The sequence below is a fragment of the Hymenobacter caeli genome, assembly GCF_013294115.1.
Taxonomy (GTDB): domain Bacteria; phylum Bacteroidota; class Bacteroidia; order Cytophagales; family Hymenobacteraceae; genus Hymenobacter; species Hymenobacter caeli.
The window spans coordinates 164,701-177,422 of record NZ_JABSNP010000007.1; the positions used below are offsets into that span (position 1 = coordinate 164,701).

Annotated in this window: 10 protein-coding genes; 1 reads left to right on the forward strand and 9 read right to left on the reverse strand. The window is 66.1% G+C overall.

Annotated features, from left to right (window positions below; all coding sequences use genetic code 11):
• Window positions 1-83: 83 nt before the first annotated feature.
• The 7 genes from HNP98_RS09515 to HNP98_RS09545 all read right to left on the reverse strand — a co-directional run bounded on the left by HNP98_RS09515 (window position 84) and on the right by HNP98_RS09545 (window position 7,733).
• Window positions 84-1,433 carry a DUF58 domain-containing protein gene (locus tag HNP98_RS09515; protein ID WP_173809829.1) on the reverse strand — a complete coding sequence of 450 codons (1,350 nt, stop codon included), beginning with the start codon at window positions 1,431-1,433 and terminating at the stop codon, window positions 84-86.
• Entirely contained in the window at window positions 1,430-1,981 is a 552-nt protein-coding gene (locus HNP98_RS09520) for an NADAR family protein (RefSeq protein WP_173809830.1), read from the reverse strand. The genes HNP98_RS09515 and HNP98_RS09520 overlap by 4 nt, the downstream gene beginning before the upstream one ends.
• A gap of 134 nt (window positions 1,982-2,115) precedes the next feature.
• Window positions 2,116-3,207, reverse strand: coding sequence for an AAA family ATPase (locus HNP98_RS09525; protein WP_246275060.1), 1,092 nt, complete (start codon window positions 3,205-3,207; stop codon window positions 2,116-2,118).
• A 183-nt stretch (window positions 3,208-3,390) separates the two neighbouring features.
• Window positions 3,391-4,902, reverse strand: a complete 1,512-nt coding sequence (locus HNP98_RS09530; protein ID WP_173809831.1) for a DUF4350 domain-containing protein — start codon at window positions 4,900-4,902, stop codon at window positions 3,391-3,393.
• Complete coding sequence (locus tag HNP98_RS09535) at window positions 4,902-5,714, reverse strand: DUF4129 domain-containing protein (RefSeq protein ID WP_173809832.1); 813 nt, start codon at window positions 5,712-5,714, stop codon at window positions 4,902-4,904. Before HNP98_RS09535 ends, HNP98_RS09530 begins: the two co-directional genes overlap by 1 nt.
• A 9-nt stretch (window positions 5,715-5,723) precedes the next feature.
• A complete protein-coding gene (locus HNP98_RS09540) occupies window positions 5,724-6,749 on the reverse strand; it encodes a hypothetical protein (RefSeq protein ID WP_173809833.1) in 1,026 nt (341 codons plus the stop codon).
• A 21-nt stretch (window positions 6,750-6,770) separates the two neighbouring features.
• The gene (locus tag HNP98_RS09545) at window positions 6,771-7,733 is read right to left on the reverse strand and encodes a stage II sporulation protein M (RefSeq protein ID WP_173809834.1); all 963 of its coding nucleotides are present in this window, start codon (window positions 7,731-7,733) and stop codon (window positions 6,771-6,773) included.
• 166 nt (window positions 7,734-7,899) lie between these two features.
• Here HNP98_RS09545 and HNP98_RS09550 point away from each other — a divergent pair, with 166 nt between their 5' ends.
• Entirely contained in the window at window positions 7,900-8,643 is a 744-nt protein-coding gene (locus HNP98_RS09550; RefSeq protein WP_173809835.1) for an RDD family protein, read from the forward strand.
• A gap of 336 nt (window positions 8,644-8,979) precedes the next feature.
• Here HNP98_RS09550 and HNP98_RS09555 read toward each other — a convergent pair whose 3' ends face one another.
• Both HNP98_RS09555 and HNP98_RS09560 read right to left on the reverse strand, forming a co-directional pair.
• Complete coding sequence (locus HNP98_RS09555) at window positions 8,980-11,001, reverse strand: DUF4394 domain-containing protein (protein WP_173809836.1); 2,022 nt, start codon at window positions 10,999-11,001, stop codon at window positions 8,980-8,982.
• 208 nt (window positions 11,002-11,209) lie between these two features.
• The gene (locus HNP98_RS09560) at window positions 11,210-12,718 is read right to left on the reverse strand and encodes a RagB/SusD family nutrient uptake outer membrane protein (protein WP_173809837.1); all 1,509 of its coding nucleotides are present in this window, start codon (window positions 12,716-12,718) and stop codon (window positions 11,210-11,212) included.
• Window positions 12,719-12,722: the final 4 nt, after the last annotated feature.

The window sequence follows — 12,722 nt, forward strand, 5'->3', positions numbered from 1 at the left end:
ATTAGCTCAACAATGATTTTCTGCTTCAAAGTAATCGTCCACAAAATCCGTGAAATTCGCTAAAATCCGTGCCCATCCGTGGTTCATATCAATCCCCGGGCTTTGAATTCCAAGTATTTATTAATTGTATTCGCCGTCAAATCTTTCGGCGCGGTTAAGAGCGAGTAGATGCCGTAGCGCTGCAATTCGAGCACAATTTGGCGCTTTTCCTGGGTAAATTTCTCGGCGATGGTCTGGTTGTACACGTCCTCCGTGGTGTCGGCGGGGGCGGCGAGGTAGGCGCTCAACTCGGTGTTTTCAAAAAAAACGACCAGTAACAAATGGTCCCGGTTGAGGCGGCGCAGGTAGGGCAGCTGGCGCTCCAGGCCGTGCAGCGTCTCGAAATTGGTGAAGAGCACCAGCAGGCTGCGCTGCCGCACCCGGGCCCGCACGGTGGCGTAGAGCCCCGCAAAATCGGTTTCCAGGTACTGCGTTTTCTGGCGGTAGAGCACCTCCAGAATCTTGAGCAGGTGGCCGGGGCGGCGGTCGGCCAGCAGGGCGGCCCCGGGCTTGTTGGAGAAGGTGAGGAGCCCGGCTTTGTCGTGCTTGAGCAGGGCAATGTTGCTGAGCACCAGCGTGGCGTTGATGGCGTAGTCGAGCAGGCTGAGGCCGTCGAAGGGCATGCGCATCACCCGGCCCTTGTCGATGAGGCAGTACACGGACTGGGCCCGCTCGTCTTGGAAGTGGTTCACCACCAGGGCATCGGCGGCCCCGGTGCCGGCGCGGCGGGCGGTGGCCTTCCAGTTGAGGGTGCGCGGGTCGTCGCCGGCCACGTAGGGCCTTATTTGCTCGAACTCCTGGCTGTGGCCCACCCGCCGGATGCGCTTCACGCCCACGTCGGTGAGGCGGTTGTGGATGGCCAGCAGCTCGTACTGCCGCATCTGCAAAAACGACGGGTACACGGGCACCACCCGGCGTTGGTCGTAGCGAAACCGCCGGCGCACCAGCCCCAGCGGCGAGGCGGCGTAGATGTTCAGGGCCCCGAACTCGTACTCGCCGCGCTTGGTGGGCCGCAGCTGGTAGCGAATCACCTGCGTTTCGCCCGGCCGGATGGCCGCCTTGAACAGCACGTCGCGCCGCTGGAACTGGTGCGGAATCTCGTCAATCGTCTCGGTCTGCGCCGCGAAGCGGTAGCGGTTTTCGAGGTACAGCTCCACGTCGTTGTCCGAGCCGTTGGCCAGCTTGTCGCCCAGCACCCGCCGCCCGAAAATGGGCGCGGCCCCGCCCTTGGCCGGCGCGTAGAGCAGCGCCGCGTCGAGCCCCACCAGGGCCCCCAGCAGCAGCCCGAGCACCTGCACCGGCCCCAGCAGCCACGGCAGAAAAAAGGCCACCGTGAAGCCCGCAATGAGAGCCACGAGCAGGTAAAAGAAGCGCGGAGTAAGAAAAAAGCTCATCGGTTTTGCAATTGGTCCCGCACTTCCATCAGGGCAAAGCCCAGCAGGTTAGGCCCCCGCCAGCGGTCCGGGTGCTCGGCATCAGCCGCGTCGGCGGCCAGGCCGATGCCCCAAATGGTGTCCACTGGGCTGGCCTCGACCAGCACCCGGTCGTGCGTGTTGCGTAAAAATTCAGCCAATGCCGCGTGCTGGCTAAACTTGTGCAGGTTGCCAGCCTGCACGATTTCACATTTGTGCGCCTCCCACAGCTCCGGCTCGAAACCGCGAATTTCGCGCCCCAGCTTCTTGGCTTCGGCGGGGCTTTTGGTGGCTAGTATTTGATTTTCGATAAGCGAGTCGTTGAACAACCGGGCTTTTTCAGCCATCATCCAGTGCTCGGTAGAACGGTACGTGACGCCCGCCACCACAAAATCAACCGGCCACCATTGGCTCAGGCAGGATTTAGTGACGGTACCGTCTTTGCTTGGCTGGTTGCCCCAGAAGAACAGGTATTTCACGCGGTGGCTCTGCTCAAGCTGGCCAAGTAGCCAATCGGTTGAATACTTCACAACAAACTAATTAGCAGTAGGAAAATGTAGAGACGCGACACTTCGCGTCTCGGCTGCTGAACGGTGGCTGGGTAATCGTTCCACGGCAACCGGGCAGCGATTAAGACGCGAAGTATCGCGTCTCTACCCTAACATTACCGCGGTACTTCTATTGACTGCACAATCTGCTGCACCACCTCGTCCGGCGTGCCGCCTTCCATTTCGCGCTCCGGCGTGAGCATCACGCGGTGGCGCAGCACGCTGGGGGCTAGAAATTGCACGTCTTCGGGCGTCACGAAATCGCGGCCGCGCAGGGCGGCCAGGGCCTTGGCTCCGTTCAGCAGGGCCAGCGAGGCGCGGGGCGACGCCCCCAGGTACAGGGCCTTGTGGGCGCGGGTCTGGCCCACGAGCTTGGCGATGTACTCCAGAATGTTGGGCTCGACGCGCTGCTGGCGCACTTGCTCGCGCAGCGCGGCCAGGTCGGCGGCGGTGAGGACGGGCTGTACGGATTCCAGCGCCGCGCCGCCGAAGCCGGCGTGGTGGCCCTGTAAAATCTGGATTTCCTCGGCCAGGCTGGGGTAGCCCACGCGCAGCTTGAAGAGGAAGCGGTCGAGCTGGGCCTCGGGCAGGCGGTAGGTGCCTTCCTGCTCCACCGGGTTTTGGGTGGCCAGCACCAGAAAGGGGGCCTGCATCACGTAAGTGGTGCCGTCCTGGGTCACGGTGCGCTCCTCCATCACCTCAAACAAGGCGGATTGCGTCTTGGCCGGGGCCCGGTTGATTTCGTCAATCAGCACCACGCTGGCGAAGATGGGCCCCGGCCGGAACTCGAACTCGCCGGTGTTCTGCCGGAATACCGACGTGCCCAGCACGTCGGCCGGCATCAGGTCGGGCGTGAACTGGATGCGGCTGAACGGCACGGCCAGCGTGCGGGCCAGGAGCTTGGCCATGAGCGTTTTGGCTACGCCCGGTACGCCTTCGAGCAGCACGTGCCCGTCGGCCAGCACCGCCGTCAGCAGCAGTTCCAGCAAATCGGTCTGGCCAACGATGATTTTGCTGATTTCGGCCCGCACGGACTCGGCGCGGGCCGCGAGCTGGGCAAAGTCGGTGCGGGGCGCGAAGGTGCCGGCCGGCTCAGCCGCTTCCGTTGATGCGGCAGCCGCAATTGCTTCGGGCGGTGCGGCGGATTCGGGCATGGCTGCGGTTTCGGGCGACGTGGTTTCGGGCGACGCGGCAGGTGCGGCGGACAACAATTGGCCAGCGTCGGTCTCAGGCGTATGTTTAGGGGCGAAATCAGTGGGTTCCATTGAGTGGTAAGAGGGGCAAAGAGGGCTGAAATTCGGGTAAAAAGCCGGTTTCCAGTCAATCAACGCCTGATAGTGGAATAATACAATTGGGTAAAAAGACGGTTTCTGGGTTCAGTGCAAAAATGCTCAGCGGCTCACTTCGCGGCGGAAGGCGTTGATGGCGCGGCTAAGCTGCAACAGGGCCCGGTCGTCGATTTGGGGGGCGGTGCGGGCCAGGTTCACCAGCCGCAGCAGCTCGTCCACGCGGGCGCGGGGCAGGCCGGCTTTCTGGCTCAGCCGCTCGCGGAAATCGTTGTCGCCCAGGTCGGGGCTGGCTTCGTGGAAGCGCACCCGCAGGTAGTCCAGGAACAGGGCCACCTTCTTTTCGGCGATGAGGGCGTGGTTGCGGCCCTGGCGGTAGAGCCCCGCCACGGTGCGCGTGAAGAGCAGCGTGGTGTTGGGCAACGGCTTGAGGGTGGGGATGATGCGCTGCCGCCGCCGCGCTTCCACCAGCACAAACAGCAGGGCCCCCAGCAGCGTGAGGTAGTAGGCCCCGCGCAGGGCCGGGTGCGCCAGCAGCACCCGCAGCAGCGACTGCTCGCCCAGGGCCCCCTGCTTCTGGTACTCGTCCCACCAGGTTTGGCGGGCGGGCAGGTAGGCCAGGGCCCCGGCGGCAAACCCGGCGGTGCGGGGCTGGAGGAAGTAGTAGTTCGTGAAGGCCAGCGGCACCGAACACAGGTAGAAATGGCCCGCCCCGTGGTCGAGGCGCAGCAGCACGGCGCGGCCCTGGGCGTCGGTGGCCAGGGTGCGGCCGGTGGGCGGCGGCCCCCGCCGGGCCCCGGGCCCCGTCACCGAATCGAGCACGAGGCGGGCCCCGGCCGCGGCGGGCAGGCGGTAGCGGGCCCCGGCCAGCGCGGGGTTGGTGAAGCGCAGCGTCACGGAATCGGGGCGGGGGCGGCCCGGGGCCCCGGGGGGCAGGGTAGGGGCGGTGTCGTCGGTGCGCACGCCCAGGGCCCGGCCCAGCGGCCCGCCAAAGTCGTCGGCCGTGATGAACACGTCGTTGCCCCGCGCCACGAAGCCGAGCAAAGCCCGCAGGTCGGGCCGGCTGGCCGCGAAGCCGTCGTTGATGAACAGGTAGTTGGCCCGCTCGGGGCGCAGGGGCAGCGAATCGGCCGCGGCCACGGTGGTACCCGAATCAGTCGCTTCTTCCTCTGAATCGGCTGCTGCTGTGGAATCTGCCGACGGGGAAGCCGTGCGCGTGGCCCCCGAATCGGCTGAATCGGTCGTGGCCACTGAATCGGCCGGAACTGCGGCGGCGGCCGAGTCGGGGGCGGCCGAATCTGGGGCCAAATCTGCGGCTGAGTCGGGGGCGGCCGGGGGCGGGCCGGTGGGGGTTTCGGGCACATCTACGCCCGCGTCGGGGGCGGCCCCGGTGAGCTGGCTGTAGGCGGGCAGGCGCACCACGGCCACCGAGTCGGTGCCGAGCAGGCGCGGGAGCTGGTCGAACAGCACAAAGGTGCCGTAAGGAATCTTGTCCTTGTTGAAGTACGTCGGCGTCCAGTCGAGCGGCTTGGGGCGGTTGTATTCCAGGGCCACGTAGCCCGCAAACAGCAGCCCGATGCCCAGCAGGTACAGGCGGAAAGTGGAGAGCTGGCGCATCAGGCGGGCACGGCGGTGGCAGTGGACGCGGCAGCCACGCCCCGCTGGGCCCGGCGCACCTGCTGGTACAGGGCCGCGCTCAGCGGCAGCTCGCCGTACCACACGTACTCAAACTGGCGGGTGCATTCGCGGAAAGCCTCGCGCAGGGCCCCGGCGGGCAGCTCGGCCAGGTAGGCGCGGTTGGTTTTGTCGGGCTGCCAGTCGAGCCGGCCGCCGTCGCTCAGGTGCTTGAGCACCTCCAGGTAGCCCAGGCGGGCGGCCAGGCGCAGGTTGCCAGCGGCCTCGGCCTCGGCCAGGCGGGCGGGGAAGTCCACGGCGTGGATGTCTTCGCTGAGCAAGTCGTAGGGCAGGCCGGCGCGGCGCGGGGCCCGCCCGAAGGCGCGGGCCAGGTCCACTTGCAGCAGCTTCAGCACCGCGAAGCCCAGGATGCCCGCCAGGGCCAGGTAAAACACCCAGTTCCAGGCCACGCGGCCGGTGCGGGTGCCGCGCAGCCCGTCCAGCCAGCGCCAGATGCGCGCCCAGAAGTTGTCCCAGAACCCGGTTTCGGCGGCGGCCTCCACGTAGCGGAACTCGCGCTGGCCGCGCAGCTCGCGCAGGCGGGCGGCGTCGGGCCGGCGGGCGGGCAGCGGCAGGGTGCGGTCGGGCGGCAGCGGGGGCAGGGCCGCCGGCTGGGCGGGGGCCGCGCCGGCCGCCGGGTGGCCCGGCGGCAGGGCCCCGGCCCGCCCGGCGGCCGGCGCGGCCAGCAGGGCCAGCGCCAGTCCGGCCTGGGCGGCGCGGCGGGCGGCGTACGTAAGAAGGAAAGGAGCGGTCATGCGGGCTGATTAGTACTCGCCTTCTTCGTCGGGGCGGTAGAGGCCGCTGGCCACGCCGGGGGCCGGGGCCTGGCCGAGCTGGCCCAGCAGCTGGAAGCTGCCGGTGCCCTCGCGGCGCTCCACCAGGCTGAAGTACTGGAACATGATGGCCAGCAGCGGAATGGCGTAGGTGAACAGCAGCCCCAGGGAGTAGATGCACTGCCCGGCGATGCCGAGCAAATCGGAGTCCAGGTACGGGATTTTCAGCACCTTCCCGAACATCACCGCGTACTGCGGAATGATGAAAACGAAGGCCACGAAGCTCTGGATGATGGTGCTGATGAGCAGCAGCCCGAACGTGGACCACCACTTGCCCTTAACCAGGAAAAACGCCCGCTTCAGGGCCTGGCCAATGCCGGCGTCTTCGAGCCAGAGGATGGGAAAGAACAGCGTCAGCACCACCGCCAGCCAGGTAAAGAGCACGAACAGGCCCAGCACCCCAAAGAAAACCGCGACGGGGCTGGAAATTCCGCCGGCGGCGGTGCCCGCCAGCACGAGGCCCGCCCCCATGCTCACCAGCACGCCCGCGGCCCCCAGCACCACCACGGCCAGCAGCGCTTTGCCCAGCCGCGGCCGCATGAAGGCCCACACCTGGCTTGGCTGCACGTCCTCGTCGGCGGGCAGGGCCAGGCGCACCCGCACGAAGCTGTAGAGGGCCCCGGTGATGAGCAGGAACGACACCAGAAAGGCCAGCGAAGCCACCCCCATGCCGCCGAACATCTTGGGCAGCAGCGCCGCCGACATCTGCGTGGCAGCCGCGGTACGCCGCGTGCCCGGGGTGGGCATCTGGTTGTAGATGAGGTTGGTGAAGGTGCCCATGCCCACGCCGGCCACCAGGGCCCCCGGCAGCACGAAGTAGGCCAGCGTCTTCACCAGGGCCCGGAAATTGGCGCGGATGAAGTCGAAGGTGGCGCTGATTTTGGCCCCGAAGTCGCGCTCCTGGCGGAAATCGGCCTCGCGGGTGAACGGCCGGGGACGGGTAGAAACTGGCTGCATAGATAAGGAGAAAAGGACAAGTTATTGACCGGCGGCGGGTAGGGTGGCCCGCCGCGCCAGCCGCCGCGGGTACACCACGAAGTACCAGCCGATGAACGCCGCCGAGCTGCCGATGATGGCCACGCTGGCGGCCATGGGCATCTCGGTGTGGCGCGTCACGAAGCCTTCGAGGAAGCCGGCCACCACGAATATCGGCACCAGGCCCAGGGCCAGCTTCAGGCCGTCGCGGGCCGCCGCGCGGAAGGCTTCGGCCCGGCTGTAGGTGCCCGGGAAAAGGATGCCCCGCGCCATCACCAGGCCCGCGCCGCCGGCCAGGATAATGGCCGAAATCTCCAGCGTGCCGTGAATCCAGATGGTGAGCACCGAGGCCCGCAGCACGTGGTACTTGTAGAAAAAGAACTGGAACGCGCCCAGCATCACCGCGTTCTGGAACAGGGCCCCCACCGTGCCCACGCCCAGCGTGACGCCCAGCACGTAGGTGCGCAGGGCCACGTAAATGTTGTTGGCCGTGATGCCGAGGAACATCACCGCCTCGGGCCCGCTCTTGTAGATGGCCATCGGGTCGCCCTTGCGGATGTTTTCCAGGGTCTGGTTCACGTAGTCGTCGCCGAGCACCACGCGCACGAACGAGTCGTCGTAGGCCGCCGAGAGGGCCCCCACCAGCGTGAAAAGCGCAAACAGCGCCGCCGCCACCGCCAGCGTGCCGTGGTGGCGGGCCACCACCAGGGGCAGCTCGCGGGCCCAGAAGCGGCCGAAGCGGCCGGTGTCCTCGCGCTTGGTTTCGTAGAGGCGCTGGTGCAGCTTGGCGGTGGCCCCGTTGAGGTAGGCCGTGGTGGGCGAGCCGGGGTAGAAGGTCTGGGCGTAGGCCAGGTCGTCGGTGAGGGCCACGAAGCGGGCGGCCAGCTCGTCGGGGCCGGCGGGGGGCCGCTGGTCGTACTGCTGCCAGCGGGCCTGGTTTTGGCGCAAAAAAGCGGCTTCGCGCATGGGGCGTTTCTTAGTGCCTTAAAGGTAGGGCGCGGGGCCGTAGTCGTGAAACCGGCGTGAAGAAATAATAACCGGCGGGGCCCCGGCGGGGCCCCGCCGGGGCTTTCCGGTTTTCGCCGTTATTTGCCGGTCGCTCAATCCCTACCCGCTAGCAATTGCCCGCCGCATGGCCATTATCCGCGTCCACACCACCCAAAACGTCACCCTCGAGTACGAAACGGCCAGCCTGGGCGAGCGGATTCTCGCGGCGCTCATCGACTACGCCATCATTTTCGCCTGGTTCGGGGTTTGGGTGGGCCTTGGGGCCTGGGCCGTTTCCTCGGCCGGCCCCACGAAAAATACCGGCTCTAAAGACGAAACCGCCGGCATCATCCTGCTGGTCATCATTGCCCTGCCCTACGTGTTCTACCACCTCGTCTGCGAGGTGTTTTTCAACGGCCAGAGCCTGGGCAAAAAGGCCCGCCACATCCGGGTGATGCGCCTCGACGGCACGGCCCCGCGCTTCGGCGACTACCTGATGCGCTGGCTGCTGCGCATTTTCGACAGCGGCATGATTGCCGTGATTGCCGTGGCCGCCAGCAGCCGCGGCCAGCGCCTCGGCGACATGGCCGCCGGCACCACCGTGGTGAGCGTGCGCCCCCGCCCGGCCCAGGCCACGCCCCTGGCCGCCGACCTGGCCGAAGTGGCCCGCTACCGGGTGGTGTTCCCGCAGGCCGCCCAGCTCGCCGACCACGACGTGGCCCTGGTGCGCCAGCTCGTGTACCAGGCCCAGGCCCGCGGCAACTACGAGCTGTTGCACGAAACGGCCAACAAGGTGAAGGCCCTTACCCACATCGAAACCGACCTTCCCGACCTGCCCTTCCTGCAAACCGTGCTGCGCGACCACGCCCACCTGGCCGCCCAGGAGTAGCAAGTAGCGCGAACTTTGTAGTTCGCGTGTTTGCACGGTTACCGGCAGGACGAAGTAAGCCCTGCGAATTGCAAAGTTCATGCTACCGCCCTGATGCATAAAGGCCTTCCTGATGATTCAGGAAGGCCTTTATGCGTACCAATTACTTGGCCTAACGGAGCGCCTCACCCCCCGGCCCCCTCTCCGAAAAGGAGAGGGGGAGTCGATTGTCCGTTAATGGCAGGTAAGCCAATTTTTCATCCGTCTCCCCCTCTCCTTTTTGGAGAGGGGGCCGGGGGGGTGAGGCGCTCCGTTAGGCCAAGTAGCTGACAAACCGCTTTGCTCAGCAAGGCCTTCCTATTGCACCACTACCTGGCGCGTGGTGGCCGGCTGGCCGTCCACGGCCAGGCGCACGGTGTACACGCCCGGGCGCACGCCGCTGGTTTCCCAGCGCAGGGTGTGGGGGCCGGTGGGCAGCGGGGCCGAAATTTGGGTGGCCACGCGGCGGCCCAGGGCGTCGAACACGCTCAGCTCCACGCGGCCGGCGCGGGCCAGGGCGAAGGCGAGGGTGGTGCCGCTGGTGGCCGGGTTGGGGTAGGCACTGAAGCCCGTGGCCAGGTCGGTGCGCTCGCGCACGCCCGTGACCACGCCCGCCGCGCCGGCCACCGCGATGTCGCGGGCCGCCAGCCCGAAGCCGACGGGGCCCACCAGCGTGGCGGCCCCCGTGGCCAGGTTCACGGTGTAGAGCGAGGTGTTCACGGTGTTGGTGGCGGTGGAAGTATTGGCCACCAGGTAGGCGGTGTTCACGCCCGCGCTGGGGCTGTAGATGTCCAGGTCCACGTTGGGGGCGGCGGCGGTGGCCGTGATGCCCGACGCGCCCACGGTGGTCAGCTGGCCGTCCATCGGCGGGTTGGCGGTGGCCTGGGTGTTGAGCAGGTTCAGGGCCACGTCGTAGTTGTAGAGCATGGTGCCCGAGGCGGCGCTGGCCCCCATGAAGCTGTTGATATAGGCCACGGCCCCGACGGTGGGCGTGTTGGTGCCGGTGGCGTAGGCCACGGGGCCGTCGGTGAAGGCCAGCACGCCGGTGGCGGGGTTGTTGGGGTTCAGGCGGTAGTTGTTGCGGTTGGAGCCCACCACCCGGATGCGGTCCACGGTGGGGTTGAAGTCGAAGCCGACATCGAAGCCGTTGACGTTCGGCGTGCCCAGCTCGAGGCGCACGGCGGCCCCGATGGCCGTGGCGATGCCCGTGGTGGCGTCAATCGTGTAGAGCTGGCTGTTGGGCGTCGCCGTGTTGTCGGCCGCCGTGGTGTAGCCCAAGGCGTACAGCGCGTTGTTGAGGGGCCGCACGTCGAGGCCCACCAGTGTCTGGGCGGCGTTCACGCCCGTGATGCCCAGCGAGGTGCGCACGAAGCCCGGCGTGCTCGTGTCGAACGTAATCAGGTTGGTGCCGGCCAGCGCGTAGGCCAGCTGCCCCGTCACGGCCGGCAGGGTGGCCGGCCGGTCGATGGCGAAGGCAATGTCGGTCACCAGCGTGCCCACGGGGCCCACGTTCCCCACCGCCGTGGCGTTGGCCCCGGTAATGAAATCCAGGGTGTAGAGTTGGGTGGTGGGCGCGGCGGTCGTGCCGGTGGCAATGGTCAGGTAGGCTTTGTTGACCCGGGCGGTGGGGTCGAACCAGATGTCCAGGTCGGTGGCCAGGGCGGTAGCCGTGCTCACGGGCAGCGTCGTGCGGCTGTTGAGGGTGCCGTCGTTGGGCGGGTTCTGGGTCGTGTACAGGCTTTTGGCCTCGTCGAGGTCGTAGAGCACGGTGTTGGTGGCCCCGATGTATGAGTTGGCGTAGGCCACGCTCCCAATAACGGGCGTCTGGCCGGCGTTGGCGTCGGGGGCTACCACGGGGCTGGCCGTGGCGTTGCCGGGGTTGTAGTTGAGGGCCAAATCGGTGGCGGCCACGGCCCCGTTGGCCGGGTTCACCCGGTAGTTGGTGTTGTTGCTGCCCGTGACGCGGATGCGGTCCACGGTGGGGTTGAAGTCGAAGCCAATCCGATTGGTGGTCGGGCCCAGGTTGAGGGTGGTGAGGGCGGCCCCCACGGCGGTAAGCGCCCCGGTGGCCGGGTTCAGAATATACAGCTGCGACTGCGTGCCGGTGGGGTTGTAGCCCAGGGCAAACAGCTGGCCCGTATTCGGCCGGGTGTCGAGCCCCACCAAGGTCTGGCCGGCTGTGAGCCCCGTAATCGGCAGCGTGGCCGTGAACGTGCCCGGGGTTGCCGCGCTGAACGTAACCAGGCTTTGGGTAACTGCGGCGGGCGAGAGCAGGCCGTACACCGTTTGGGCCCGGAGCGCCGGTGTGCCCAAAGCAAACAGGCCGGCGACGGCTGCCAAACGCGGAGTAGTAAAAATTTTGTCCATGAGGAGGAGATGAAGAAATTTGGTTTCATCACCTTACGAAATGCTGATAGAATCAGATTGATTTTAATACAATTTTAACACGAACAGATTGTGCCTCTTAAAGCCCGACCGGGTGGCAACAACAAAAGCCCCGCAATCCGGCGGGCGGTTGCGGGGCGGAGTTGGTTGGGCGGCCAGCGGCCTAGTTGCGTTCAATAAGCGTATTTGTGAGCAGTTCCGAAGAAGGAATGGGCCACACGTAGAGCGTGCTGGCTGGTAAAACTTCTTTCACAGGACCTTTGGCGGGAAAGGGTGCGTTGAGGCGCGTGACGTCGATGTTGCGGATGCCCTCGCCCAGAAACTCGATGCGCCGCTCCAAGAGCAGGGCATCGGTCATGGCACTCGCCGAGCCCAGGCCAGCGGCCGTGTACAAGCCAGTGGGGTTGGAACGGCCCCGCACGGCATTGAGCAGGACCAGGGCCTGCGCATCGATGGTATTGGTTGAGCGCACCTTGGCTTCGGCCAGGTTGAGCATTACTTCTGCGTAGCGAATAACCGGTGCCTTGTCGGTGTAAGGAGCACTGGCCAGCGAGCCGGTCGTGTACTTTTTGAGGAAAGACTCCGTGCCCGACACGACGACGAAGTTGGTACGGCGCGCATCGGTCGCCGCAAAGCCAGGGTTCGTTAAAATGCCGCCGGTCGTGGTGTTCAGGCTATATTCGCCGCCACCGCCGAGCGCCGCCGGCAGGAAGTAGAAGGCCAGCTGATTTTGAGTGCCCGGGGTGTCCTGCGCGGTAAATGCAAAAGAGAGAATGCTTTCCGTGGTTTCTTCGGGCAGCGTAAACACGGCGGCTACCGAGGAGTTCAGCGCGTTGGCTACGCCCGTTGAGGCAGCAAAGGGAGCAGCGGCCGGCACCAGCTTATTCGCCTCCGTGATAACGTCGCTGTAGCGCCCCATGCTCAGGTACACGCGGGTTTTGAGGGCAATGGCGGTGTTGCGGTGTGCCCGCGTCACGTTGAGCGGAGCGGTGCCGTTGGTGAGGGGCAAGTTCTTCTCCGCAAAATCCAGGTCCAGAATAATCTGCGCGTACACATCGGCTACTGAGCTGCGCGCCAGGTTGTTGCCGGTCAGGCCGGTTTCAGCTTGCAGGCGCAGGGGCAGGCCGGGCTTGGTGCCATTGCCGTCGCTGTAGGGCCGGGCGTAGTACTGCAACAGGGTGTAGTAGCTCAGGGCGCGCAGCAGCCGGGCTTCGCCCTGGTAATTGAGCGCGGTAGCGGCAAAAGTAGCCGGGAAAGTGGGGGCCACAAACCGCGCGGCGTTGGCGTCGAGGCCAGCCAAAAACACGTTTACCTGGTTGATGGCCGCGTAGGCGGCCCCCCACATGTTGATGACGTCGTTTTGCGAGGTTTCGGTTTCCGTGTGGTTCCACACACTGTAGCCGGTCACGGCGTTGTTGGTGCGGTTGAGGAAGTCGTTGGCCCGAATGTCGCCGTAAACCTGGGCGCGTCCACCCAGAAAGTTGCCCGCTTTTACGTAGGCATACAAACCATTGACCTGCAAGGCAATGCGAGCGGGGTTGCTGAATATGACTTGGTCAGAAAACTGGATTTGCGGCGTTGGCGACAGCAAATCTTTTTGGCAGGAAAACGTGCCCAGCGCGAGCAGCAGCGTGCTGGCAGCTACTGCGGTCTTTTTAAAAGCTACTTTCATGATA

What these genes read in the sequence shown, in the direction of transcription:
- HNP98_RS09550 (WP_173809835.1), top strand. Translation starts at nt 7,900, where the DNA reads ATGGCCATTATCCGCGTCCACACCACCCAAAACGTCACCCTCGAGTAC.
- HNP98_RS09530 (WP_173809831.1), bottom strand. Translation starts at nt 4,902, where the DNA reads ATGCGCCAGCTCTCCACTTTCCGCCTGTACCTGCTGGGCATCGGGCTG.
- HNP98_RS09545 (WP_173809834.1), bottom strand. Translation starts at nt 7,733, where the DNA reads ATGCGCGAAGCCGCTTTTTTGCGCCAAAACCAGGCCCGCTGGCAGCAG.
- HNP98_RS09535 (WP_173809832.1), bottom strand. Translation starts at nt 5,714, where the DNA reads ATGACCGCTCCTTTCCTTCTTACGTACGCCGCCCGCCGCGCCGCCCAG.
- HNP98_RS09560 (WP_173809837.1), bottom strand. Translation starts at nt 12,718, where the DNA reads ATGAAAGTAGCTTTTAAAAAGACCGCAGTAGCTGCCAGCACGCTGCTG.
- HNP98_RS09540 (WP_173809833.1), bottom strand. Translation starts at nt 6,749, where the DNA reads ATGCAGCCAGTTTCTACCCGTCCCCGGCCGTTCACCCGCGAGGCCGAT.
- HNP98_RS09515 (WP_173809829.1), bottom strand. Translation starts at nt 1,433, where the DNA reads ATGAGCTTTTTTCTTACTCCGCGCTTCTTTTACCTGCTCGTGGCTCTC.